This is a genomic window from Comamonas sp. CMM02, assembly GCF_014851485.1.
Classification (GTDB): domain Bacteria; phylum Pseudomonadota; class Gammaproteobacteria; order Burkholderiales; family Burkholderiaceae_C; genus Comamonas; species Comamonas avium.
Window position 1 is genome coordinate 567,161 of the sequence record NZ_JACUZW010000003.1, and the last position, 24,212, is coordinate 591,372.

The window sequence follows — 24,212 nt, forward strand, 5'->3', positions numbered from 1 at the left end:
ACACCCCATGGGGTTAGCCCTAGGAAATCGATGACGGAAACCACCGCCCTGCTCACACCCAAACCGCTGTATATCGAAGTGGCTGAACTGGTGCGCCAACGCATCTACAGCCGCGAGCTCGAGCCCGGCAGCTGGATTGATGAGATGAAGATGGTTGAAGAATTCGGCATCAGTCGCACGCCTTTGCGCGAAGCTTTGAAGGTACTGGCCGCCGAAGGCCTGGTCACCATGAAGGTACGCCGTGGTGCCTATGTGACAGAAGTCTCAGAAAAAGACCTGCGCGATGTCTACCACCTGCTTGCGCTGCTGGAAAGCGATGCCGCCGCAGCCGTGGCGCAAACCGCCACGGCTGCTGAGCTGCAGCAATTGCACGACCTGCACCGTCAACTGGAGCGCGCAGTACACGACGCCAACAGGTTTTTTCAGATCAACGAGCAATTTCACATGGCATTGCTGACCCTGTGCGGCAACCGCTTTCTGAGCCAGTCTGTGGCGGATCTGCGCAAGGTAATGAAGCTCAATCGCCACCAGTCACTGTTCAAGCAAGGCCGTATTGAAGACAGCCTCAAAGAGCACAGTGATGTGATGCGCTCACTGGTTGAGCGCAACGCTGACGCAACCAGAGCGGCCATGCTGACGCACTTTCAAAACGGATTGATGGCGGCAGTAACTATCGAGAAGAAGTCCCTATAGCATTTATCCTACATAGCGACACATTAAGTAACATTAGTCTGTGACTATGTATTGAAATTGCACCATCTGTTTCAATCGTTGTACGTTGTTAGCCAGCTCATGTAATGTAGATACAAATTGAATTTCATCTTCAATTTATCGACTCTCGTTTTCAAAGGAAGAACGTGCTTGGCCCATTCGTTACAGATTCTGCGAGTAGCCACCACACCATGGCGCTGGTGCATGCAAGCCACAATCTAGGGCTGGTGGTACTTTCGCTGCTGGTTGTATTCATCAGCAGCTGTGCCGCTTTCTACATGGCGCATGCCAACCGCCAGGCTGCAGCGCTCAGTCACCGCCGAGTGTCGTTGCTGTGCGCCAGCATGGTGCTGGGTCTGGGCATCTGGGCCATGCACTTTATTGGCATGCTGGCCATGCGCTTGCCCACTGCCGTGCATTACGACCCTTTAGGCACGGGGCTGTCCATCATTCCAGGCATGGTCGCTGCATGGCTGGCCCTGTGGTCCTTGCAGTCAGTCAATCCCTCAAATACGCGTATCTTGGTCAGCGCCACCATGGCCGCCCTGGGCATTGGGGCCATGCATTACAGCGGCATTGCCGCCATGCGCCTTGATGGCCGCATGCTTTTTGATTTACCGCTGTCAGTGCTGTCTCTTCTGGCGGGCTTGATGTGTTCTGTTGTGGCATTTGTGTGCCAGCGCATTATTTACAGCTACGGGGTTGACCGCCTTCACTGGTCATGGCGCTTGCTGCCCCCATTGCTGATGAGCCTTGCAATTGCCAGCATGCACTACATCTCCATGCTGGCGCTGCGCGTTGCAGTGCAAGCACCACAGCAGCCTGGGGCGCAGGCACAGATGGAGCACAGCGAATCGCTGCCGTTGCTGATTGCCGCCATGTCCTTTGTTGTGTTCCTGATTTTGGGGCTGGCCAATGCGCTGCTGCGTTACCGCGATCTGTGGCAGGCCGTTGCGGTGCGCGATGCGCGCTTGAACGCCATGATTGACACGGCAGAAGACGGCTTTATCACCATCGATGCCAAAGGGCATATCCAAGATTTCAATCCCGCAGCGGAACGTATTTTTGGCTATAGCAAGGACGAAATTGCGGGCCGCAATGTGTCCACCCTCATGCCCTCGCCTTTGTCCGAGCAGCACGATGGGCATCTTGAGCGGCACGTGGGCCAGCCCAACCGGGCCATTTCCATCAATGGCCGAGAGGTCCTGGGCAAACGCAAGGATGGACGCCACGTTCCTTTGCAGCTGGCCATCGGCAAAGCGCTAACGCCTGATGGCACTATTTTTGTGGGCTACCTGCAAGATATTTCAGAACGCAAGCGCACCGATGCACAGCTGCGTATTGCAGCCAGCGTGTTCCACCACGTGCGCGAAGGTGTGGCGATTGTGGATGCCAATCACAACATCTCCGATGTCAACCCCGCCTTTTTGCGCCTGATGGAAAAAACGCGTGAAAGCTGCGTGGGCCGGTCGCTGGAATCACTGTATGAGGACACAGACATCCCACCCGATATGAGCAAGCTGTGGCAAGTCGTGGCCACCCAGCAGTACTGGCAAAGTGAAATCATGTTCACGCGCAGTAATGGCTCAGTGTGGATGCAGCGCCTGTCAATCTCTCCTGTGCTCAGCGAGCTGCAGCGCCCGCAGCACTTCATTGCCGTGGTCAGCGACGTGAGCGAGCGCCCGGGCCTTGAAGGCACGCTGCCCTACGCCGACTTGCACGACAGCGTCACAGGCCTGCCTGGCCAGAAGCTGTTCATGGATCGATTGAGCAGCGCGGTGCTGACAGCGCGGCGCAAGGCCACCCACGTGGGAATCATGGTCGTCAAGGTATTACCGGCCCAAGGCCCAGCCACGCAGCCCGGCAACACAGACTTCACGGGTGCATTGCGCGTGCTGGCGCAGCTGTTGCAGCAGCAGCTGCGCAGTACCGACACACTGGCTCGCTTTGGAGAGGACCATCTGGCCTTGCTGCTGCCTGGCTTTAAGGAGCAGCAGGCATTCAAAGCCCTGATCCAGCGCCTGGGCCACACCCTGCACGAGGGCAGTGCCAGTTACAGCAAATACGGGGTGCAGGAAATATTGCTGGGCTCTGGCTCGACGCTGCAGTCTTCTTTGACTGCCACTGAGCTTATGGAGACCACACTTGAGAATATGGCCCCACTGTGGAGCAATCCCAATGCGCAAGTGCACTGGTGAGCACTGGGTATCAAGCAAAATATTTGCTCGATTTCTCTTGCCCCTGATTGCCTGAATGTCTGCCTGCCTGAACACCCTCGATAGCCTGCCCCTGACAGCCATGCGCGGCGACAATGCGTTTGACCATTGGCTGCTCACTTGCGGGCAAGACCCCTGGGAGCCTTTGAGCCCTGATGCTGCCAGACCTTATGGCTTTATCTGGCACTCCTGGCTGCGCTTTTTGGCCGGTGGTGCTGAAGCGGGCGATCCGCACATCTGGGCCAGCGCCACGCCGGTGCAGGTGCTCGAGTTCATCAACCACGGGCCGCAAAGCCCCAAGCGCTCCAAGCCCAGCGACATCACGCGCCGGCGTTACTGGCGTGTGCTGGACCGGGTGTATGACCACGCCGTGCTGCACCGCTGGGCACCGGACAATCCGGCCCAGGGCCTGACAGAGCAGGACATGCCGCCCAGCGAGGACCCCAAGGGCGCCATACTTTCGCCGCGCATGTGGCGTGCTTTGGAGCGGCAGATTCCGCAGCCCGATGATCTGATCAGCAGCCGCGACCGCGCCATCCTGATCTTGCTGATGGAGCTGGGCCTGACGCCCGAGGAAGTGCGATTTCTGGAGATGGGCAGCCTGCGCTGGTCACAGCAAGAGCCCCACAAGGTTGAAGCCATCCAGATCATTGGCGAGCGCGACAAGCAAACGCGCGCCCTGCCCGTGTCCGACAAGCTGTACGCCGCCCTGCGGCACTGGCTGCAGGCCCGCGCGGGCTACCACGCCATGCAGGGGCAGGCGGCGCTGTTTTGCACACGCAAAGCCCCCCAGCTGTCCAACCACACCTTGCTGCATCTGGTCACCAAAACGCTCAAACAAGCAGCCCAGGCCAGCCAGCTGCCTGAGCCCGCGCGCATGGGGCCACAGGTCGTGCGCAATACCGTGCTGGTGCAGTGGCTCGATAGCGGCTGCAGTGTCGATGAGGTGCTGGCACGCTCAGGCATGAAAAGCCCCAACGCCTTGCTGCACCTGCGTGCCTACTTTGGAGATGACACGGCGCAGTCGTAAATTCCAGGTTAAACAAAAAAAGAGAGCTACTAGCGCCTATGTACATTACGTTTCAGATACTTTTATATCTAAAAACAAGCATACACAAGCGCTGACAGCTCTCTTTTTAATAACTGCAAGCCTTACTTCACACCAGCCTGTCTGCCGTCAAAGTAATCCCTGGTCAGCTTGGCAATCACGGGCGACAGCATGAGCAGCGAGATCAGATTGGGAATCGCCATCAGCGCGTTCAAGGTATCAGCCACCAGCCACGCCACATCCAGCGTCACCACGGCACCCACAAATACGCCCACCACCCACAGAATGCGAAATGGCTTTTCGCACACGGGGCCAACCAGATATGTCCAGCATTTTTCGCCGTAGTACGCCCAGCCCAAAATGGTGGTGAAGGCAAACAGCGCCAGCGAAATTGCCAGCAAATATTTACCAATACCGGGCATGGCCGCTTCAAAGCTCTGCGTGCTCAGCAGCGCGCCGCTGGCACCGCTGTTCCAGACACCGCTCACCACAATGGCCAGACCCGTCATGGTGCAGACGATGATGGTGTCAATGAAGGTGCCCATCATGCCCACAATGCCGGAGAACACAGGGTCCTTGCTCTGGCCTGCCGCCTGCGCAATACCCGCCGTCCCCAGACCCGCCTCATTCGAGAAGATACCGCGCGCCACACCCATGCGGATGGCCATCAGCACGGTCGATCCCGCAAAACCACCCACCGCTGCCGTAGGATTGAAAGCCTGCTCAATGATCAGCGCAAACGCAGCAGGAATCTGCGCGTAATAAGTACCCAGCACCCACAGCACGCAGATGATGTAGACGATGCACATGGAAGGCACCAGCTTTTCAGCTACAGCACCGATGCGCTGGATGCCGCCCAGCACCACAGCAGCAGTCAGGGCTGCAACGGCCAGCCCGGTGATCCACGTCTGCAGACCAAACGCACCTTGCATGGCCGAGGAGATACCGTTGGCCTGCACCATGGCTCCAATGCCAAATCCAGCCAGACCGCCAAACACCGCAAACGCCGTTGCCAGCCAGCGCCACTTGGGGCCCAGCCCGTTTTTGATGGCGTACATAGGGCCGCCCACCCACTGGCCGTTGGCATTTTTTTCGCGAAACTTCACCGCCACCACCACTTCCGCGTACTTGGTGGCCATGCCCACAATGGCGGTCATCCACATCCAGAACAAGGCACCGGGCCCACCCACAGCAATTGCCGTAGCCACGCCTGCAATATTGCCCGTACCTACCGTGGCAGACAGCGCAGTCATCAGCGCAGCATAGGGAGAGATATCACCGCTGGATTTGTCTTCGACCGTGCGGCTCTTCCAGATCATGCGAAAGCCGTAGCCAATATTGCGCAATGGCATAAAGCCCAGACGCAGCTGCAGATAAAAGCCTGTGCCCAAAATCAGCACGATCATGGGAACGCCCCAAACCATGCCATTGAGCGTGTGGAGCCATTGTGTGAGTTGTTGCATACCGTTATTCTTCAATTTGATGCATCTGCGAGAGCATGCTGAAATGACGCCGTCGCAAAAGACAAGGGCGACATTCTCCGCCTGTGATGCAACTTGTGCAGTGAGTGACTCCCTTTTCCCCTCTGAGACACTTTGCTCTGGCGCATAACTTGCTAGCTTTTCGTGCATAAACTTGCAATCGGAGGGCAGGAATGCGCACGCTGTACATCATCAAAACGGGCAGTACGTTCCCTGCCATTCGCCAGCAGCACGGTGACTTTGAACAGTGGATGCAGGCAGGCCTGCACCCCAAACACGTGCTGCCAGCCGAGCGCCCTGCCATGGCAGTCATTGATGCCACAGCCAGTGGTCATGGCCCGCTTTGCTACCCCGAACCGCATGCATGCGCAGGCATCGTCATCAGTGGCTCTCACGACATGGTGACCGACGATGCCCCATGGATGCAGCAGCTCGCGCACTGGCTCCTGCAGATCTGCCATGCAGGCGTGCCGGTACTGGGCATTTGCTTTGGCCACCAGTTGCTGGCCAAAACGCTGGGCGGTCAGGTGGGCATGCACCCGGCAGGGCTGGAGCTGGGCACCGTACCTGTGTCGATTCAGGCCGATGTCTCACTGGACCCCGTCTGGCAGCACATGCCCATTTGTTTTGAAGCCCATGCGGTGCACTACCAAAGTGTGCGCCGCTTGCCTGAAGGCGCATGCGTGCTGGCAGGCAATTGTCATGAGCCCCATCACGCGTTCCGCTGGCGTAGCAACGTATGGGGCGTGCAGTTTCACCCCGAGTTCAGCACCGGCGCCATGCAAGGCTACATCGACCATGTGCAGCAGGATCTGGCCAAAAACGGCTCCCGCTTGCCTGCGCAAAACCTGCGCTGCTCCGAGACACCCGATGCCGCACAGCTGCTCAACCACTTTGCGCGGCATGCGCAAAATTTCGCACGCCAGCCAGTCGCTTTTCAGCCAGTGGTTTGACCGTTATTTTTTCTGCGTGGCACCAATGCAAGCATCTGTCTGACGCGCACGGCAAGGCCTTGCTTCTAGAGTCAGTGCATTCAATGCAATGGAGCTACGCACATGATGTCCATACTGGGTACTTTGTTTGTCGGTTTGATCGTCGGCCTGATTGCACGCGCCCTGAAACCAGGCGATGACAACATGGGCTGGCTCATGACCATCGTGCTGGGTATCGTCGGTTCTTTCCTGGCCAGCTATGCAGGCGTTGCCATGGGCTTTTACCCCGAAGGAAGCACCGCCGGCTGGATTGCTTCCATCATTGGCGCCATCGTCGTCCTGTTTCTCTACAACCTCGTGCGCAGCAAAACCAGCCGCTAAGTCACTTGCCATTAACCCGTATCGCCAATGAAAATTCGCGACATGCACAGCGCCCCTTCGCTGGGGCACATGCCCAGCACTGCACAGGCACTCAGTCAGGCCGTTGAGCGCAGCCGCGCCAAGCTGCATCAACGCGCCTTGCTGGCGGGCGCGGCCAGTGCCGTACCCATCCCCGGTCTGGACTGGGCGGTAGATGCAGCCATTTTGTCCAAGCTGCTGCCCGATATCAGCAAAGAATTTGGGCTGACCCCGCAACAGATCGACGCCCTTGACCCCCACATGCGCGATCAGGTGCAAAAAGCGGTCGCCATGGTCGGCTCGGTCTTTATCGGCAAACTGCTCACGCGACAAATGGTCTTGCGCCTGGCGCGCACGGTGGGAGCCCGCATGGGCACCAAGCAGTTTGCCAAGTTCATCCCCTTCGCAGGCCAGGCCATTGCCGCCACCGTCGGTTATGGCACCTTGCGCTATCTGGGCCAGCGCCACATCAACGACTGCGTGCGCGTGGTCGAGCATGCCCAAAGCCTGCAAGCGGGCATCGTCACGCCTGTCAACGCTTGACGGTGCACGGCAAGCAGCGCCTGCATGACTGAGCCAAAGTCCTGCCTGAGGTATTTTTGGCAGAACTTTGCATGCACACAGCGCCGCTCAATGCTTAAATAACGCAATGCCCAGCACCCAATACTGGCTCATGAAAAATGAGCCCGATGAATACTCCATAGACCACGCACTCAACGCCCCTGATCAATGCATTGCATGGACGGGTGTGCGCAACTACCAGGCCCGCAATTTCATGCGCGACCAGATGCAGGTGGGCGACGGTGTGCTCTACTGGCACTCCAGCTGTGCAGAGCCTGGCATCCACGGCATTGCACGCATTGCAGGCAACCTGCGTGTGGACCCTACGCAGTTTGACCCGGCCGATCCCTACTACGACCCCAAATCGCCTCCCGACAAACCACGCTGGCTTCTGGTGGACGTACAGGCTGTCAAAAAAACGCGCTATGTCTCCATCGCCGAGCTGCGTGAACACAAGGCGCTGGAGAACATGCGCGTGCTGCAGCGCGGCAATCGCCTGTCCATCACCCCGGTGACACCCGAGGAATGGCACTACATCATGGACACGCTCCTTAAATAAAAGAAAGCAGGCTCCAGCTATGCGCGGCATGTTTGATTTCAGCTCCTGGTCATCGCTTGCCACCACGGTACTGGGGCTGCTGCTGATGACGTTGATGATGATGGGCGTGCGCCTGCTGTTCATGCAAACCATCCAGAAACGCCGTGAACGTGAAAATCGCCAGATCAACGAACGCCTGCGCTCGCTGATGGCCGCCTACAAGACGCTGGGAGGCTCTTTCACCGGCAACCTCACCGTCAGCCCCTTGCATTTGCGCGAAGCGCGCGCCACGGCGCAAGCCAGTGAGAGCGCTGAAGACAGCCTGACAGATGCGCTCGAGCCTGATGAGGACGATGACAGCGCCACCATCAGCGGCAGCTCTGAACGCCAGCGGCGCACACGCGATGCGGTAGAAGCTGCGCTGTCCGACATCATCTTGCTCGGCACCGAAGACCAGGTGCGCATGGCCGCGCAAGCGGCGCAAGACATGGTGACCGGTCGCCCCGTGCAAACGGCAGCCCTGGTGGCATCGCTGCGCCAGTTCATTCGCGCCGCGCTGTATCTGGAGCCCATTCCGCCAGACGTCAGCATTCCCAATCAAGGCCCTGTGCGCCCCAGCACCTCCGGCGGCGCTGGTGGCCGGCGCGGTGGCAATGCCGAAGGCAGCGCAGGCGGCGGCCAGCGCGCAGGTTCGGGTGGCGGAGGTGGCGGTGGCGGCGGAGGTGGTATGGGGTTTGGAATGGGCATGGGTACACGCCGCAACGAAGACACCCTCTGAGCGCCCCCTTTGAGCCCTCCTTTGTACGCACTGACTGCGTCTTTTCGCAGTCTTTGGTACTTGACTGCGATTTCGTGTTTTTTGCGCCGTGTTTTTACGTCGTGTTTCGTGCGTCGCCTCCACTCCAAACTGGGGCTCAATAGGCGGTAGTAGCCATAGCTGCACTCAACCTATGGCTGCGCGGGCATCCTTGCCGCAAACCGCCACTGTGCTGACTGTAAAAATCACCCTGCCCCAAGCAAACACATAGCCAGACAGCCGCTATGCAGTAGGCTTGGAGTGTCAATCCCACAGAAACTGTACATTTATACAGTTTCTTTATTTTTAGCCTATGCAACGCCCTAACGCTTTTCCAACCGACCATGGCCAGACGCTTCTGCTCACCACAGAACAGCAGGCCATTGTGTCCAGTAAAGCGCCCTCGGCCATCATGGCGGCTCTGGCTGGCACCGGTAAGACCACCACGCTGGCATGCAGCGCTGTGCAAGCACTGCGTACGCGCCCAGATACCCGCATTCTGGTGCTGGCCTGCTCCAAGGCTGGGGTGCAGGCATTCAAGCACCGGCTGCACATGCTGGTGCGCGACATGCCCCCCCAGATCCATGTCACCACGCTGGAGCGCTGGTGCGCCCGCCTTCTGCGCCAGCGCGATCCCGCCGTGCGCTTTGTGACCGAGCCTGTCGAGCTGCGCCAGCAAGCCCAGAAGGCGCTGCAACTGCTTGAAGAACAACTGCAGCGCCAGCCTGATGAGCTCATCAGCATGCCCAGTGAAGTCGACATGCAGGCATTTTTGGCGTTCAATCGCGCGGCCAAAAAATCAATGCTGCTGCAGCAACTGCGCCAGGAAGGCTGTGAGCTGGTGGAGTTCTGTGAAACGCACCTGCTCGACTACACCCAGGCGCGGCTGTTCATGGCCTATGAGCGTTTGCGTATCGACCACTGCGGCGATATCAGCTACTACGCCGAGGGCGACTGCACCTACGCGCTGGCGCAGGAAGATGGCGACAATTTGCCCGCCCCCTACGACCTCGTGCTGTTCGATGAAATGCACGACCTGGATCTGACCTCGCTGACGGTGCTGCGCCAGATTTTGAGTGCCAGCAACGCCAGATTCTTGGGAGCGGGTGACTTTAACCAGCACATTGAAGCCCAGGCATGGTCTGTCTTTCAGGACAAGCTGCACCAGTTGGCTGACTTTCTACCGCAGGCCACCGAAAGCCTGCCCCTGACCCATTCACGCCGCTTTGGCCCGCAAATCGCGCAAGCCGTGAACCGCTGGTTTGATGTGGACATGAAAGCCACCAGCAGCCGTCGCAGCACAGTCACCAGCTGGACCTACGAGAGCGATGCGCAATGCATCAGCCAACTGCTGCAGGCGCAAGCCTCCATCGTGCAGCCCGCTGGTGCGCAGCGCCTGCCACTGACTGTCATCTTGCGCCACCCCCATGAAGCCACCGCGCTGGAATGGGCGGTGCATGCCGCAGGCAAAACAGTCAGCGTCCATGGTTTTCAACCGTTTTATCTGCAGCGCGAGGTGGCACTGCTGCTGGGCTTGCTGTATGCCCATGGCATGCAGGCGAGCGACTGGAAAAGCAGTACCTGCATCCTGAGCACAGACATTCTTTCGGCATTTATCGATGGAGCCCTGTACTTTGGCAAAGGCAGTGTCGATGCACGCCAGCAAGACAGTGAACTGACCACCATGGCAGAGCAAATGCATGCCCACCCGCAAGGCATCTGGCGTTTCTTGATTGGTCAAACCAGTTTGCAGGGTGGCCAGCGCAACTTTGCTGCGTTTGGCAGCTTTCTCGCCTTGCCGCTGGCCCTGCAAAACAATGCCAAAGCCCTGCTGGAGCAAGCAGATATCTGGGGCCTGTTCGCCGCCACCCCCATGCCTCATGATGAAAAAGAGCGCCTGCAAGCAGGCATCCAGAGCTTTATGCAGGCCATCACAGGCATGTCTGTATCGCAAGTGCTTGAGCAAGTAGCTGGTATGGCGCAGCGCTATCAAAAAACGCTACGCTATGGCCCAGGCTTTGATTTCCAGCTGCTCAGCATTGAGCAAGCCAAGGGACAAGAGTTTGAATGCGTGGCCCTGCCATTTTTGGAGCCCGGCCGCTTTCCGGCACCCGCGCCCAGAGAAATTGCTTTTCTGGAGCGCAACCGCCTCTATGTCGCCATGACACGTGCCAAACACCGGCTGTGGCTTTTGGAGCATGCCACCCGCCGCATTCAAGCGTTTGACCATTGACGCCGTGCTCAAGCCGTGCACCAGCCCTGCACAGTCACTGCCAAGCTGCGTAAACTGAGTTTTTCCCAGATTTTTTGACAGAAAGTGTTCCCCATGGCCTTCGCCGACAACCTGCAACAACTGCCCCCCATCGACCATCTGGCTGAGCTGCAACTGATAGATGCACAAGGCAACGTTGCCGCCACCATTGCCAATGTGCCGGGCAAAGCTGGCTCAGTGCGCCTGTATGCAGCATTGGCTGCCAAGCATGGGCGCATCAACGTAGCGGCAGCCCAGGAAGGGCTGGAGCTTTTTGCGGAACACACCGAGTCCGCACGCCAGCACCCGGGCAGCCACCCCAATATTGACCGCCTGCTGCAAGTCATTGCCTCTGGCCAGACCTACGACGTCAAACTGATTGCCCGCTGAACAAGCCCCCTGCCCATACAGTGGCTGGTGAAGCCGCATGCCTTGGCACTGCATCACCAGTCACCGCATCCGGTACAGGGGCGAGTCAGTCGGATTACGTAACTTGCGCCCGAAGGCGCTCCGTTCAACGCCACAGCCTTGAGTGTTGCGTTCAAGACAAACACCATGCACCTGCACATTCGCAACGAACAGCCCCAGGACATTGCCACCATCACAGCGCTGACAGTGGCAGCTTTTTCAAGCGCAGCACACTCCAGCCACACCGAGCATTGCATCGTCAACGCATTGCGCCTCAGCCAGCAGCTGAGCGTTTCGCTGGTCGCCGTGCTCAATGAAGACATCGTTGGCCATGTGGCTGCCTCACCGGTCACAATTTCTTCTGGCGCTCAGGGCTGGTTCGGGATTGGCCCCATCTCCGTGTCGCCCGAGCACCAAGGTCAAGGCATTGGCTCGGCCTTGATGCAAGCTGCTCTGACAGAGTTACAGCAGCTGGGTGCAATGGGTTGCGTGGTGCTGGGCGAACCCGGCTACTACAGCCGCTTCGGCTTTGCCGTTCACGCGGGGCTGACGTTGCCCGATGTGCCCCCTGAATATTTTCAGGCCCTGTCTTTTGGGCCCGCATTACCCCAGGGCACGGTGCAGTACCACGCAGCGTTTGAAGCCACCGCGTAAACCGTCACCTGCGCTGCAATGTATTTGACACCGTACACCTCTGCGTGCACGGCCAAAGAAAAAGCCCAGTACGTTTTCACGAACTGGGCTTGAAATCTTGGCAGGGGAGGAAGGACTCGAACCCTCGCATGCCGGAATCAAAATCCGGTGCCTTAACCAACTTGGCGACTCCCCTACGGTGTGCGGGCCTGAATGAACATACCTGCACGAATCTGGCAGGGGAGGAAGGACTCGAACCCTCGCATGCCGGAATCAAAATCCGGTGCCTTAACCAACTTGGCGACTCCCCTTGAGAAGCAGCGATTATGCCGTTACTTTTTGGGAGAAAAAATGAAAAACAGCAAAATTTGCACAGAAACCGCACTCGCTTGCTCACTTTTCAGCAAGCCCGCACCTGCGGTGCACAATTTTTACGCACACCAGGCTGTTTAGCCCGCATTCCCGCAGTTTTCAGCACCAGTCAGACGCATCACAAGCGAACTGTGCACGCAGTTACAAGCCTACGCGCCTATGCGCTTTCGCACAGCGCTTGTAAAGCGCCGCAAGCATGCCCATAACGGGCACGAATACATGGCGCTGACCTGCAACACTTTCTGACACCCTCTGTCTAAACTGGTGGCCATGGAAACTTTGCTGACGGCCGATTTCTGGTTCGGCATCTTCAAGATCATCTGGATCGACGTCATCCTCTCTGGCGACAATGCCGTCGTCATCGCCCTGGCAGCCCGGGCGCTGCCGCCGGAGCAGCAGCGCAAGGCCATCTTGTGGGGGTGTGGCTTTGCCATCGTGATGCGCATTTCGCTGACGGTGGTCGCCGCCAAGCTGATGCAGCTGCCCTTGCTGGAAATTCTGGGAGGCGCCCTGCTGCTGTGGATTGGTGTGGGCCTGCTCAAGGGCGAAGAAGCCGCCGACGCCACATCCGGCAATGGCAAGCCCAGGGGCAGCATCTTTGTGGCCATTCGCACCATCTTGCTGGCCGATCTGGTCATGTGTCTGGACAACGTGATCGCTGTCGCCGCCACAGCGCAAGGCGATATGCGCTTGCTGATCTTTGGTCTGGCCCTGAGCATTCCGCTGGTGCTGTTTGGCTCGACCTTGATGATCAAGCTGATGGAACGCTTCCCCTGGATCGTCATGCTGGGGGCCGGCCTGATTGGCTGGGTTGCAGGCGAGACCATCGTCAACGACCACCTGCTCACCTCCGTCAGCCAGCAATACCCTGCCCTGCGCTATATCGCCGCAGCCTGTGGTGCAGCCTTTGTACTGTGCCTTGGCCACTGGCTCCAGCAGCGCAAGCGAGCATCCTAGCGCTCGCCTGCCATAAAAAACACCGGCAAGCAGTTGAGCCTGTCGGTGTTTTCAAAGAAGGTATCAAGCGATGCTGGATGCACAGCCGTCTTTCTTTTGCAGAAAGAAAGCTTGACCAGTGCCGCTTTTTCATTCACCGCAATGTTCTGCGAAAACTGTTTCAGTGCAGCAGATCTATAAAAGTCACTTGAAATAAATTACATAAGCCTGAAAAAAAGTGCTCACACAGCCTCACTTTAATTCTTCTTAAGATGGCAGGTTTGGCACACTTGAGCGAAAGCTAAGGTCGCAAAGCCTCCGGTCCTCCTTCTGCATTCAGCAGAAAAAGATAGCGGGGTTGCAATTTTCAGGAATGCGCACTACACGGTGCTGAGACACTCCGGGCAATACTGGAGCGACAGTGGTGATCCTGCGAATTCGTGGCCTTGATTTTTGCTGATAAACGCAAGCACATGGTTGTATGCATTCCCAATGCTTGCTCTCAAACCACAAAGAAAATCAAACACTATGAAACAGCACGCAGGCGAGTATCTGAGCTTTCAACTCGGTGGTGAGCAATATGGCATCGATATTCTGAAAGTTCAGGAAATTCGAGGGTATGAAACTTGCACCCGTATCGCCAATGCACCGGCCTATATTCTGGGCGTTTTGAATTTACGCGGAACGATTGTCCCGATTGTGGACTTGCGCATCAAGATGGGCATCTGCACTCCCGCGTATGACAGCCAGACTGTCACGATTGTGCTCAATGTGGCAAATAACGTGGTGGGCATGGTGGTGGACGCCGTGCAAGACGTGGTGGCCCTGAAAGCCGAAGAAATCAAGGCTGCACCCGATTTTGGCAATGCGGTTGCCTCACAGCATATTGTCGGGATTGCCACCATCGCCCAGGCTGACATCACCCGCATGCTGATTTTGATGGATATTGAGCAATTTATGACCAGCGCTGAAATCGGTGTCATCGCCCAATCTTCTACCGCTATTTCTGAATAACAAATCAAAAATTAGATTTTGCAAAAAATACTGAGACAGTCATGAATAATTTAAAAATATCGCACAAATTAAATTTGGGCTTTGCCCTGGTAATTCTGGTTTTCTTGATTACTGCCGCAACAGCAGCTTGGCAGGTAGAAAAAGTATCCCAGGCCACGAGCGTGATGGAGCGATCTTCGGAACTGCTCAAAATTGCCAGCGCCTGGCAAGGTGATGTGCGTCAAAACTCGGCCCGCTCTTTGGCCGTGGGTTTTTCTGATGGCAATGCCATGCTGGATTTCTTCAAAGAAGCCATGGCATCCACCTCGCGCTCGACCGACGAGAAGCAAAAAGCCTTCTTGAGCGCCGCGCAGGACAGCCCCGCATCGCTGCAGCGCGCCCAGAAAGTGGGTGATCTGCGCAAGGTCTGGCTGAGCACCCGCGAAGAGGTCAACCAGATGCGCATCGCTTCGGATAACCAGACCGTGCAGAACTTTGTGCAGACTAAATTTATTCCTGCCACGCAAGCCTATATCGAGGCCACACAAGAGATGGTAGATGGTGAAGCCAATGCCGTGGCCACCGCCGAGCATGAGGTCAAATCCATGTTCAGTCAGCTCTACCAGATGGCTTTCGTACTGTGCTTGCTGGCCGTGGCGCTGGCTGCCCTCATCAGCTGGCGCTTGTCACGCGGCATTGCCAAGGGCGTGGAAGGTGCCCGTGCCATTGCCCAGCGCATTGGTGCAGGCGATTTGAGCCAGGAAGTACAAATCCACAGTGGTGATGAGATTGGCCAGCTGCGCAGCGCCTTGCGTGACATGCAAAACAGCCTTTCTCAGGTGGTGCGCACCGTACGCCAGGGCTCGGACAATGTGGCCACCGCCAGCTCGGAAATTGCACAGGGCAACCAAGAGCTGTCCGCCCGCACCGAAAGCCAGGCCTCCGCACTGGAAGAAACTTCTGCCTCAATGGAGCAGCTCGGCTCCACCGTCAAGCAAAACGCCGACAACGCCAGGCAAGCCAACCAGCTTGCACAAAATGCCTCCAATGTGGCGGTGCAAGGCGGTCAGGTCGTGGCCCAGGTAGTGGACACCATGAAGGGCATCAGCGAATCCAGCACCAAGATTGCCGACATCATCAGCGTGATTGACGGCATTGCCTTTCAGACCAACATTCTGGCGCTGAATGCGGCCGTGGAAGCCGCACGCGCTGGTGAGCAAGGCCGTGGCTTTGCGGTGGTGGCCGGTGAAGTGCGCAGCCTGGCAGGCCGCTCTGCAGAAGCCGCCAAGGAAATCAAAAACCTCATCACGGCCAGCGTGCAGCGCGTGGAGCAAGGCACCGCCTTGGTCGACCAGGCTGGCACCACCATGAACGAGGTGGTCAACAGCATTCGCCGCGTGACTGACATCATGGGCGAAATCAGCGCAGCCAGCTCAGAACAAAGCGCGGGTGTGGCCCAAGTGGGCGAAGCAGTGACCCAAATGGATCAGGCCACCCAGCAAAATGCGGCCTTGGTCGAAGAGATGTCTGCCGCCGCCACCAGCTTGAACGGCCAAGCTCAGGATTTGGTGCAGGCTGTCGCTGTATTCAAGCTCACACACACTGGCAGCCTGAGCGTTCAGCCACAACCCCAGCGCAGCACCAGCGCAACTGCGCGCCCTGTCATGGCACCTGCCACCGCAAGCATGGTTCGCCCTGCCCCTGCCGCCGTAGCGGCCAGAAAACCAGCGGCACCCGGCTTGCCAACACCCGCCACATCTAAAGCCCCAGCACCAGCAACTGCGGCTGCCAGCCATTCCAACGACGAATGGGAAAGCTTCTAAAACCCTTGCGTAGCAGCTGGTGCATCAGGTGCAGCGCTTGAACCACAAGGTTTAAGCGCTCAAAACCCTTGCACCCCATTTACCAAATGGGCGCTAAAAGCTATTAAATTCAATCCGCTGCCCACAAAAAAAGCCAGTCACAGAACTGGCTTTTTTGCGGGCAGGCCCTGGCGCTGTGGCCACGCCTTTCAGCTTGACGCAGGCAACTTGCCGTCACGCAGCATGGCGTGCACCAGCTTCACAAAGTACTGCACTCCCAATGGCAGAACACTGTCATTGAAGTCGTACTTGGGGTTGTGCAGCGAGGCGCTGTCTTCCCCGTTGCCCAGCCAGATGTACACGCCCGGGCATGCCTGCGCCATGAACGAAAAATCCTCTGACGCCATGCTGGGCTTCAAGTCGCGGCGCACATTGCCTTGACCCAGTACCTGCTCAAGCACATCGGCGCACACTTGCGCATGCACCGGGTTGTTGATGGTGGCGGGGTAGCTCACGCGGTAGTCCAGCTCGGCTTGCAGTCCATGCAAAGTGCAGGTGGCGTTGATGGCATCGCGAAAGCGCTGCTCAATGCGTGCGCGCTGCTGCATGTCAAAACAGCGCACCGTGCCGCGCAGCTTGATCACTTCGGGCATCACGTTGTAAGTGTCCCCCGCGTTAAAGCTGGTCACACTCAGCACGGCAGGCTTGTGCACCTCTTGCTCACGTGCAATCAGCGCTGGCAAATGTGTCACCAGCTGGCATGCAGCCAGCAAAGCGTCTTTCCCCAGATGCGGCATGGCCGCATGGCAGCCCTTGCCCGTCAGGCTCAGGTCAAAAATATCAAACGCTGCCATCACCGCTTCGTCATGCACCGCGGCAGTGCCCGCAGGCAGGCCCGGCCAGTTGTGCATGCTGTAGACGGCCTGCATGGGGAAGCGATCGAACAGCCCCGCTTCAATCATGGCGCGAGCGCCACCTTCGTTTTCTTCAGCAGGCTGAAAGATAAAGTGCACCACGCCAGCAAAGTCCGGTTGCGCCGCCAGTGTCTGGGCAGCACCGAGCAGCATGGTGGTGTGACCATCGTGGCCACAGGCATGCATGCGGCCTTCGTTGACCGACTTGTGCTCGCAACTGTTGAGCTCGTGCACATGCAGCGCATCCATGTCGGCGCGCAGTCCAATCGATGGTCCTTGTCCGCGTGCACCACGCAGCACGGCCACCACACCAGTGCCAGCCAGTCCGGTATGCACTTCCAGACCCCAGCCCTTGAGCAGCTCTGCCACACGTGCGCTGGTACGGTGCTCCTGAAACGCAGTTTCAGGGTGGCGGTGAAAATCATGGCGCCAGGCCTGCAGGGTCTCCTGCAAGGGCCAGTTCAAATCGTTGTCAGCATGGTTCATGGCTTCAACCTTCTTGTATCGCGCTTTACAGACTGCCCACGAAGAACTGGGCGATGGCAGCAGCAGCCAGGAACACGCCCGCATTGGCCAGCAGCGAGACCACCACAATGCGCCAGCCCAGACGACGGAAAGCCGGAATGTCCTTGGCCAGCGACAGGCCGGCAAAGGTCAGCATGGTGGTAATCATGGCAAAGAAGTTGACCTTGCCAGTCAGCGCAGCCACTTCTGCGGCATAAGGCGTGCTGGGAAAGGTCATGGCCATGGCCACAAAAGAGATCCAGCACACAGCAGGCAGCTTGCGGCGGGTGCCCAGATAAATCAGGTCGCCCACCAGCACCACACCAATCATGATGGCCACGCCGGGCAGCGCATCCAGCATGGGAATGCCATGGCCTACACGGTTGGCAATCAGCACGGTCAGGCCACCCATCACCCAAGACAGCAAGCGCATGCCCAGCTTCAGGTACGGGGTGTGCACTTCATCCACAGGTTGCTGCGCTGCACCATTGTCAATGGCCACTGCTTTGCGGTTGCGGCCCAGGATCGGCTCCAGCCAGCGATAGGCGCGCACAGCCAAAGGCAGCGAGATAAACAGCGTCAGATATGTGCCTAGCGTCGTAGCGATCAGGTTGGCCGCCGCTGCGTAAGTAGCGATCTGGTCTGCCATTTCAGGGTGCTGCGCGGCCACCGCGCCTACTGCCGCGGCAGTCATCGAACCCGAACCCACACCAGCGCCCATGGCCAGTGCGAACGGGTGAAAGATATTCAGGCTGGTCACCAGCCCCGCCAGCAGCGAGATAAAAATGGCACCAATCAGCGTCCCGGTGATGTACTCGGCCAGCACGCCACGGCCTTCGGGTGAATCCATGCCAAAACGCTCACCCACAATGGCCAGACCGGGTTCACGGCCAATCGAGAACGTGGCGCCAATGGCCTCGCGCTTGATACCCAGCAGCAATGCCACCGGCATGCCCAGCAAGATACAGCCAATCAGATTGCCCAGCTCTTGCAGCGCCAGCGCCCAGCCCACCTTGCTCAACTGTGGCAAAGAGCCACCCACCAGCAGACCCAGCTTGGCAATGAACAGGAACAGCGCGCACGACAGCACGGCTGCAGCAAAGTGCTGGCCGTGCAGGTCCAGCTTCACAGGACGCGGCAAGCGCTGGTGCAGCAAGCCCAGCACCAGGCCAATCAGCAGTGCCCAGATCATGGGCAGCAACACCACCTTGCCAATACCCAGCTCAATGGGCAGCGGTCCCATCCACTCAGACAAAGCAGCAATCACCAGCGCCAGTGCAAACACCTGCACAACGCTACCCATTTTCACGGCCGACTTGTCGGGCTGAAAGGTTTTAGACATCGGAAGACCTTTTTTGCGGACACGCAAACGCCTGCGTGCCGCGGTTGATATGAATAGTGGGACAGCTTAGTCAGAGCGCAAACACCCCTCCCGCGCAACTGGCAAAGACTATATCCGTGCCTCGATTGCGTTAAATTTTGTTTTCTGTTCTAAAAAAAAGAACACAATCTTGCCCATCTGCCATTCACGTTGAGTGCATACCCATGCCTGCATTTCAAGACTCCCGAGCGCGTTACCTGTATGAAGCCGTCACCTGCGGCAGCGTGCGCCATGCCGCCGAGAAACTGGGCATCGTGCCTTCTGCCGTCAGCCGGCAGATCAGCCTGCTGGAAGAAGAGCTCAGTTTGATTTTGCTGGAGCGCCATCGCAGCGGTGTGGTGCCCACACAGGCGGGGCAACTCATTTTGGATTACTACCGCCAGCACATTGCCCACCAGCACGACATGCTGGCCAAGGTTGACGCCCTGCGTGGCCTGCACAGTGGCACGGTCAGCGTGGTCAGCGGCGAAGGCTTTGCGCAGGAGTTGATTGAAGGGCCGATTCGCGCTTTTCGCACGCAGTACCCTCAAGTGTCGATTGCACTGGAGATTTATGGCACCAACGACATCATGCGCCGCGTGCGCGAAGACGATGCAGAAATTGGCTTGGTCTACTACGCGCCTGCCGACAGCCACATCACCGCACGCAGCACTGTGCGCCAGCCCATGCACGCGATTGTGGCGGCCAATCACCCATTGAGCAGCGCCACCAGCACCACACTGCAGGCGCTCACCGACTGGCCGGTTGCCCTGCTGCAAGGCGTTTACGGCATTCGGCAACTGGTGGAATATGCCGAGCAGACAGAGAAAATCCGACTCAGCCCAGCGCTCACCAGCAACCTCATCAGCGTACTGCTGCGCTTTATCACCAGCAGCCAGGGCGTAACTTTGCTGCCCCAGTGCGCCGTCACCACCGAGCTGGCCCAGGGCACGGTGCGCGCCATTCCCGTTAACAACCCTGCATTCACACATGCAGAGATGCAGCTCATCACGCGCACAGGCCGCCAGCTCTCTCCGGCAGCCAACCGGTTTCTGGAGTTTTGCCTGCAAGGCATGCAGGCTTTTCGCGAAGCGAAATAAGCGCTGCGCAACTGGTGCTCCCCTCGCCTGTTTGCGTGGCCGCACTCACACTGGCTTAGAAATTGCATACAGCTTTGGTACACCAACCCCATGCGCTGATTTATGCCCTCTGTGCTCCTGCTCAACCCCAACACCAGTACGCAGACCACCCAGATGATGGTGCAACTGGTGCAGGCGCAATTGCCCGCAGGCTTTACGGTCCACGGCATGACCGCCACGCAGGGCGTGCCCATGATTACCAATGAAGCGCAACTGGCAGTAGCCGCCCAGCAGGTGGTCGACTGCTGGCTGCGTGCCCAGCAAAAAGGCCCGTGGCACGGCGTAGTGCTGGCCTGCTTTGCCGATCCGGCACTGCACTGGCTGCGCAGCGCCACCGGCGTGCCCACCGTAGGCATTGGCGAAGCTGCCATGCGCGCGGCCAGCCATAGCAGGCAACCCTTTGGCATAGCCACCACCACCCCCGATCTGGAGGCTGTCATGCATGCCCAGGCCCAGCAATTGGGGCTGGACCAGCTTTACACCGGCGCGCGTTACACCCAGGGCAACCCGCTGCAACTGGTCGCACACGCCAGCGCACTGCAGCAGCAACTGCGCCACGCCGTGCACCAATGCGTGGACGTTGACGGTGCGCGCAGTGTCGTCATTGGCGGAGGCCCCTTGGGTCAGGCTGCGCATGCGCTGGCCCACAGCATGGATGTGCCCCTGATTGCCCCGCTCGACGCCGCCGCGCAATGGCTGCACAACGCACTGTCGGCACAGGGGCACTGACGGCCCACGTTGACGCCTTGGCCACCCTTGAAGCCAGCACCGGCTTATTCCTCCACCCTTTTGCTACACCCTGTTTATCCACCCTCGCCTTCACAGCCATGACTCTTACATTGCGCAAACTTGCCTTGAGCCTCTTGAGCCTGACCGCCCTGGTCAGCGGTGCCACCCATGCCAGCGGTGTGCTTGAACAGATTGAACGCACCAAGAAAGTGCGTATTGCCATCCCGACCGACTACCCGCCCTACGGCATGGTGGGCATTGACATGAAACCGCAAGGGCTGGATATCGACATGGCCCGCTACGTGGCAGGCAAGCTGGGCACCAAGGCAGAGCTGATCCCCGTGGTCAGCGCCAACCGCGTGCCCTACCTGCAGACCGGCAAGGTCGATATCGTTATCTCTACGCTGGGCAAGACCGAAGAACGCGCCAAGGTGGTGGACTTTTCGCACAGCTACTCACCGTTCTTTCAGGCCTTGTTCGCTCCAAAAGCTCTGGCTATCAAGGACTGGAATGACCTGAGCGGCAAAACCATCTCGGTCACGCGCGGGGCCATGGCCGATGCAGAACTGACCAAGGTGGCACCTGCAGGCGCGCAAATCCGCCGCTTTGAAGACCACATTGCCACCGTCTCGGCCTTTGTCACCGGCCAGGTGCAAACCATTGCCACCAGCGCAGGTGAAGGCGACGCCATCAAAAAGCAGGCCGCCAAGCTGGACAGCGAACTCAAGCTGATCCTGAAGGTCAGCCCCAACTTTATAGGCGTCGCCAAGGGCGAAGCTGCCTTGCTGGAGCGCATCAACACCATCGTGCTGGAGGCCAAGCAAAACGGTGAACTGGATCGCCTGTCCAAAAAATGGCTGGGCCAGCCTGCGGGTGACTTGCCTCTGTAAAGCTTGTACAGGCTGCGCAAAAGACGCAGCCGATGCAAGCATCTCACCCCCATTGGCTGTCAGCGCTTATCCAGCAAGCGCTGACAGCTATTTTTTTCTACTTTTTTTGGCTCACCACTCGCCACTCACCACTCACCAAAAACCGCACCACCTTGATTGGTGGTTTGCACCATTTGGGCAGGCTACTGCGGCGGCATGGGCTGCCCACACTGGCCGCAAAAGTTGTCGCCCCGCCTGACAGCATGGCCTGCACTGCAACTGCGCTGGCCTATCAAGCTGGGTGTGCGCAGCGTGGAATACATCATGGCAAAGGCCAGGCCATAAAACAGCAGCCACACCCCCGAAAACATGCGCATGCGCCCCAGTGCGTCTCCCGTGCCAGCCCCCGTCAGCCCCATGCCAAAGCTCACAAAGAAATTGATGAACGTGTAGATGAACAGGCCGTAAGCCGTATTGCGCATCCATGGCGGGCACCCCTGCAGCGCCTCCGACCACGAAAACTGAACAACACCCTGACCACCTCTGCCGCCATGGCGCTCTGTCATGCGTTGCGCCACCCAGGCCGTGGGCCACCACACCACAAAGATGCCTGCGGTCATGCCCACTTGCACCCTGTGCAGGTGCTGCACCACGGCAGAAGGCACAGGCCAGTGCAGCAGTACCCAGACATGCGCCACCAAGGCAACGCACCACGCCGCCAAAGACAGCCACTTGACCGACACCAGCAAACGGTTCATGCCAACGCCTCCGCCAGCACGGCCTTCAGGGAGCGTCTCAAAACATCCAGTTCAGTATTCATCTGCACGAAAGCCTCTGTACATATTCAAAGCGCAATGGCACCTGCGCTCTGGGGATGGGCAGCCGCTGATTGCAACAACGGCGGTGAATGGGGTGCAGGGGGTTTGGTGCGCACGCAAACGCATCAATCACCCGCCAGCAGCATCTTTGAGCGGGGAAGTGCTCCTGGACACCACCCCCAGTTTCAGCCCCAGCACGCCCAGCACCTTGTTGAGCGTCTGCACCGTGCCCAGACTGCGGCCCTGTTCAATGTCCAGCAGGGTTTTTGCATTGATGCCCGCCATCTTGGCCAGCTCTGCACTGGTCAGGCGCATGGTGCGCTTGAGGTGGCGCACGGACTGCTGCAGCGTCCATTCCGGGTGGGCCAGCACATCGTCAATGGCCTGTTTGCGCAGCATGAGCTGCTCGGGCAGGCTGAGGGTGTTGTAGCGCTTGTCCATCATTCATCTCCTTGCACCGCTGCAAGCGCGTGCATGCGCTCGGCCATTGCACCCAATCCGCGCTGCAGATGGGCGTGAACATCGGCTTGCAGCCCCAGCGCAACGCCCTGCTCGGCCAGCTGCGCCAGCGGGGCGGCCATGGCGGCCAGGCCTTGCGCCAGCGCCGTGCGGTTGAGTTTGCCTTGCGGGTCGTTGTCTGGACTGCACACGGCATCCAGTACCAGCGGCCAGTCTGGCTGACCGTTGTCGTTGCCCTCCCAGCGAATGCGGCGGGCAGTGCCGTCGGGGTGCAGGTACATGGGAGCAAAGTCAAACAGCGGTGTCAGCGCCACATGGCCCTCAAAATCGCGCTGAATGGCAGTATTGCGTGCGTGGTTGTCCTTGTTACCCAGTGCCAGGTTGGCCACATCGCGGCGCAGGTACTCCAGCACCTCAGCCTGTGGGTCTGTACAGTGCGCCACCAGTGCGCGGCACACCGCATCGTGGCTGGGTACGCTGTCAAAACCGTTGTGCCCGGTCAGCGAGGCAATGCTCTCTTGCGCCAGGCGCTTGACGCGGCGGCCTTGTGCCGTCAGTTGCACGCGGCGGTCAAAGCGCGGAATGAACAGCACACGCCCGCCCTCCAGCCGCAGCGGCCCGTGCACACGCAGGCCCAGCAGGCGTGCCAGCTCCATGTACACCGGCTCGTGCCGCAAAATTTGCGCCAGTGCCGCATCACTGCCCCGGCTGAACTTGACGATGTAGTGTCTTGCCGCCTGCGCATCGGGCAAGGTGTGGTCCAGATGCAGCAAGCCTGCGTCGTCCAGCGTCAGCAGCAGCTTGGGCCACTCGCCCTGCACCCCCGAAGAGCCCGCCACAAACAGCCCGTGCTGCGCCAGATGCTCGCTGAACTCTTCCACGCGGGCAGACACCTCATCCACCGCAAAGCCCCGCACCATGGCTCCGGGCTGCGTCGCCCACTGCGCAGACTGTGCATGCAGCCACTGGGCAGCCTCTTTCACCCGCATATGGCCAATCGGGTTGCCAGCGCCAGCCAATAGCAAGGGCCAGTCGCCCGCCTGCTCCAGCGTGGTGGGCAGGCCCAGGCGGCGCAGCAGCTCGGCCCGGCCAAAGCCCTGGGGCAGCATGTCCATCAGCCACACCGGCCAGTGCGCGCACTCCAGCGGCTCCAGCCCCACGGGGTAGTTCACGCTCAGCGCATGCGCATCACGTTGACCAAATTGATCGACCGACCAGTCCACCGCATAGCCCGCATAGGTCTTGGCACGCCAGCCCTGCGCGGCATCACCCCACAGCGACACCGACGCCACATCATGCCACTGGCCTTGCGCATGAATTTGCAATGTACAAGTATTCATTGG

The 24,212-nt window shown here is 58.9% G+C and carries 24 protein-coding genes, 2 tRNA genes and 1 riboswitch; of the genes, 17 read left to right on the forward strand and 9 right to left on the reverse strand.

Annotated elements, in window-relative coordinates:
- The first annotated feature begins 30 nt into the window (after nucleotides 1-30).
- From IB213_RS12130 to IB213_RS12140, 3 genes are all read left to right on the forward strand, one after another.
- On the forward strand, nucleotides 31-693 hold the full coding sequence (locus tag IB213_RS12130) for a GntR family transcriptional regulator (RefSeq protein ID WP_191721700.1): 663 nt from the start codon (nucleotides 31-33) through the stop codon (nucleotides 691-693).
- Between the two features lie 164 nt (nucleotides 694-857).
- The gene (locus IB213_RS12135; protein WP_192406765.1) at nucleotides 858-2,909 is read left to right on the forward strand and encodes a PAS domain S-box protein; all 2,052 of its coding nucleotides are present in this window, start codon (nucleotides 858-860) and stop codon (nucleotides 2,907-2,909) included.
- 55 nt (nucleotides 2,910-2,964) lie between these two features.
- Nucleotides 2,965-3,957: a site-specific integrase gene (locus IB213_RS12140; RefSeq protein WP_192406766.1), complete on the forward strand. Its 993-nt coding sequence runs from the start codon at nucleotides 2,965-2,967 to the stop codon at nucleotides 3,955-3,957.
- Nucleotides 3,958-4,079: 122 nt separating this feature from the next.
- Here IB213_RS12140 and IB213_RS12145 read toward each other — a convergent pair whose 3' ends face one another.
- On the reverse strand, nucleotides 4,080-5,438 hold the full coding sequence (locus tag IB213_RS12145; RefSeq protein WP_192406767.1) for a sodium:alanine symporter family protein: 1,359 nt from the start codon (nucleotides 5,436-5,438) through the stop codon (nucleotides 4,080-4,082).
- Nucleotides 5,439-5,629: 191 nt separating this feature from the next.
- Here IB213_RS12145 and IB213_RS12150 point away from each other — a divergent pair, with 191 nt between their 5' ends.
- The 8 genes from IB213_RS12150 to IB213_RS12185 all read left to right on the forward strand — a co-directional run bounded on the left by IB213_RS12150 (nucleotide 5,630) and on the right by IB213_RS12185 (nucleotide 11,995).
- Entirely contained in the window at nucleotides 5,630-6,409 is a 780-nt protein-coding gene (locus tag IB213_RS12150) for a glutamine amidotransferase (RefSeq protein ID WP_192406768.1), read from the forward strand.
- A gap of 102 nt (nucleotides 6,410-6,511) precedes the next feature.
- A complete protein-coding gene (locus tag IB213_RS12155) occupies nucleotides 6,512-6,769 on the forward strand; it encodes a GlsB/YeaQ/YmgE family stress response membrane protein (RefSeq protein WP_191721695.1) in 258 nt (85 codons plus the stop codon).
- Nucleotides 6,770-6,796: 27 nt separating this feature from the next.
- Nucleotides 6,797-7,330, forward strand: coding sequence for a hypothetical protein (locus IB213_RS12160; protein ID WP_225213920.1), 534 nt, complete (start codon nucleotides 6,797-6,799; stop codon nucleotides 7,328-7,330).
- Between the two features lie 106 nt (nucleotides 7,331-7,436).
- Nucleotides 7,437-7,907 (forward strand): EVE domain-containing protein, encoded by a 471-nt coding sequence (locus IB213_RS12165; RefSeq protein ID WP_191721694.1) that lies wholly within the window; start codon nucleotides 7,437-7,439, stop codon nucleotides 7,905-7,907.
- A gap of 19 nt (nucleotides 7,908-7,926) precedes the next feature.
- Nucleotides 7,927-8,664, forward strand: coding sequence for a hypothetical protein (locus IB213_RS12170; protein WP_192406769.1), 738 nt, complete (start codon nucleotides 7,927-7,929; stop codon nucleotides 8,662-8,664).
- A gap of 331 nt (nucleotides 8,665-8,995) precedes the next feature.
- Nucleotides 8,996-10,915, forward strand: coding sequence for a UvrD-helicase domain-containing protein (locus IB213_RS12175; protein ID WP_192406771.1), 1,920 nt, complete (start codon nucleotides 8,996-8,998; stop codon nucleotides 10,913-10,915).
- A 93-nt stretch (nucleotides 10,916-11,008) separates the two neighbouring features.
- Nucleotides 11,009-11,323 carry a DUF2322 family protein gene (locus IB213_RS12180; RefSeq protein WP_191721691.1) on the forward strand — a complete coding sequence of 105 codons (315 nt, stop codon included), beginning with the start codon at nucleotides 11,009-11,011 and terminating at the stop codon, nucleotides 11,321-11,323.
- Between the two features lie 165 nt (nucleotides 11,324-11,488).
- Nucleotides 11,489-11,995 (forward strand): GNAT family N-acetyltransferase, encoded by a 507-nt coding sequence (locus tag IB213_RS12185; protein ID WP_192406773.1) that lies wholly within the window; start codon nucleotides 11,489-11,491, stop codon nucleotides 11,993-11,995.
- A 98-nt stretch (nucleotides 11,996-12,093) separates the two neighbouring features.
- On the opposite strand, the gene IB213_RS12190 is transcribed toward IB213_RS12185, so the two are convergent.
- Together IB213_RS12190 and IB213_RS12195 are read right to left on the reverse strand one after the other, a co-directional pair.
- A tRNA-Gln gene (locus IB213_RS12190) sits at nucleotides 12,094-12,170 on the reverse strand.
- Between the two features lie 38 nt (nucleotides 12,171-12,208).
- Nucleotides 12,209-12,285 (reverse strand) — tRNA-Gln (locus IB213_RS12195).
- A 331-nt stretch (nucleotides 12,286-12,616) separates the two neighbouring features.
- Here IB213_RS12195 and IB213_RS12200 point away from each other — a divergent pair.
- On the forward strand, nucleotides 12,617-13,303 hold the full coding sequence (locus IB213_RS12200; protein WP_192406775.1) for a TerC family protein: 687 nt from the start codon (nucleotides 12,617-12,619) through the stop codon (nucleotides 13,301-13,303).
- Here IB213_RS12200 and IB213_RS12205 read toward each other — a convergent pair.
- Nucleotides 13,300-13,440 (reverse strand): hypothetical protein, encoded by a 141-nt coding sequence (locus IB213_RS12205; RefSeq protein ID WP_192406777.1) that lies wholly within the window; start codon nucleotides 13,438-13,440, stop codon nucleotides 13,300-13,302. The genes IB213_RS12200 and IB213_RS12205 overlap by 4 nt on opposite strands.
- Nucleotides 13,441-13,555: 115 nt before the next feature.
- Nucleotides 13,556-13,648, forward strand: a riboswitch (cyclic di-GMP riboswitch).
- A 162-nt stretch (nucleotides 13,649-13,810) separates the two neighbouring features.
- Here IB213_RS12205 and IB213_RS12210 point away from each other — a divergent pair.
- On the forward strand, nucleotides 13,811-14,296 hold the full coding sequence (locus tag IB213_RS12210) for a chemotaxis protein CheW (protein WP_192406779.1): 486 nt from the start codon (nucleotides 13,811-13,813) through the stop codon (nucleotides 14,294-14,296).
- Nucleotides 14,297-14,337: 41 nt separating this feature from the next.
- Nucleotides 14,338-16,098 carry a methyl-accepting chemotaxis protein gene (locus tag IB213_RS18125; RefSeq protein WP_192406781.1) on the forward strand — a complete coding sequence of 587 codons (1,761 nt, stop codon included), beginning with the start codon at nucleotides 14,338-14,340 and terminating at the stop codon, nucleotides 16,096-16,098.
- A gap of 188 nt (nucleotides 16,099-16,286) precedes the next feature.
- On the opposite strand, the gene IB213_RS12220 is transcribed toward IB213_RS18125, so the two are convergent.
- Both IB213_RS12220 and IB213_RS12225 read right to left on the reverse strand, forming a co-directional pair.
- Nucleotides 16,287-17,477 (reverse strand): M20 aminoacylase family protein, encoded by a 1,191-nt coding sequence (locus IB213_RS12220; RefSeq protein ID WP_192406783.1) that lies wholly within the window; start codon nucleotides 17,475-17,477, stop codon nucleotides 16,287-16,289.
- A 25-nt stretch (nucleotides 17,478-17,502) separates the two neighbouring features.
- Nucleotides 17,503-18,837 (reverse strand): DUF3100 domain-containing protein, encoded by a 1,335-nt coding sequence (locus IB213_RS12225; RefSeq protein WP_191721685.1) that lies wholly within the window; start codon nucleotides 18,835-18,837, stop codon nucleotides 17,503-17,505.
- A gap of 203 nt (nucleotides 18,838-19,040) precedes the next feature.
- Here IB213_RS12225 and IB213_RS12230 point away from each other — a divergent pair, with 203 nt between their 5' ends.
- The 3 genes from IB213_RS12230 (at nucleotide 19,041) to IB213_RS12240 (ending at nucleotide 21,613) form a co-directional block, all read left to right on the forward strand.
- A complete protein-coding gene (locus IB213_RS12230; protein WP_191721684.1) occupies nucleotides 19,041-19,955 on the forward strand; it encodes a LysR family transcriptional regulator in 915 nt (304 codons plus the stop codon).
- Nucleotides 19,956-20,057: 102 nt separating this feature from the next.
- Nucleotides 20,058-20,723, forward strand: a complete 666-nt coding sequence (locus IB213_RS12235; RefSeq protein WP_192406785.1) for an aspartate/glutamate racemase family protein — start codon at nucleotides 20,058-20,060, stop codon at nucleotides 20,721-20,723.
- 98 nt (nucleotides 20,724-20,821) lie between these two features.
- Nucleotides 20,822-21,613, forward strand: a complete 792-nt coding sequence (locus IB213_RS12240) for a transporter substrate-binding domain-containing protein (protein WP_192406787.1) — start codon at nucleotides 20,822-20,824, stop codon at nucleotides 21,611-21,613.
- Between the two features lie 182 nt (nucleotides 21,614-21,795).
- Here the strand turns inward: IB213_RS12240 and IB213_RS12245 are convergent, their stop codons facing one another.
- The 3 genes from IB213_RS12245 to IB213_RS12255 form a co-directional block, all read right to left on the reverse strand.
- Nucleotides 21,796-22,350, reverse strand: coding sequence for a hypothetical protein (locus tag IB213_RS12245; RefSeq protein WP_225561092.1), 555 nt, complete (start codon nucleotides 22,348-22,350; stop codon nucleotides 21,796-21,798).
- Nucleotides 22,351-22,539: 189 nt separating this feature from the next.
- Nucleotides 22,540-22,851: a helix-turn-helix transcriptional regulator gene (locus IB213_RS12250; RefSeq protein WP_191721681.1), complete on the reverse strand. Its 312-nt coding sequence runs from the start codon at nucleotides 22,849-22,851 to the stop codon at nucleotides 22,540-22,542.
- On the reverse strand, nucleotides 22,851-24,209 hold the full coding sequence (locus IB213_RS12255) for a type II toxin-antitoxin system HipA family toxin (RefSeq protein WP_192406789.1): 1,359 nt from the start codon (nucleotides 24,207-24,209) through the stop codon (nucleotides 22,851-22,853). Before IB213_RS12255 ends, IB213_RS12250 begins: the two co-directional genes overlap by 1 nt.
- Nucleotides 24,210-24,212: the final 3 nt, after the last annotated feature.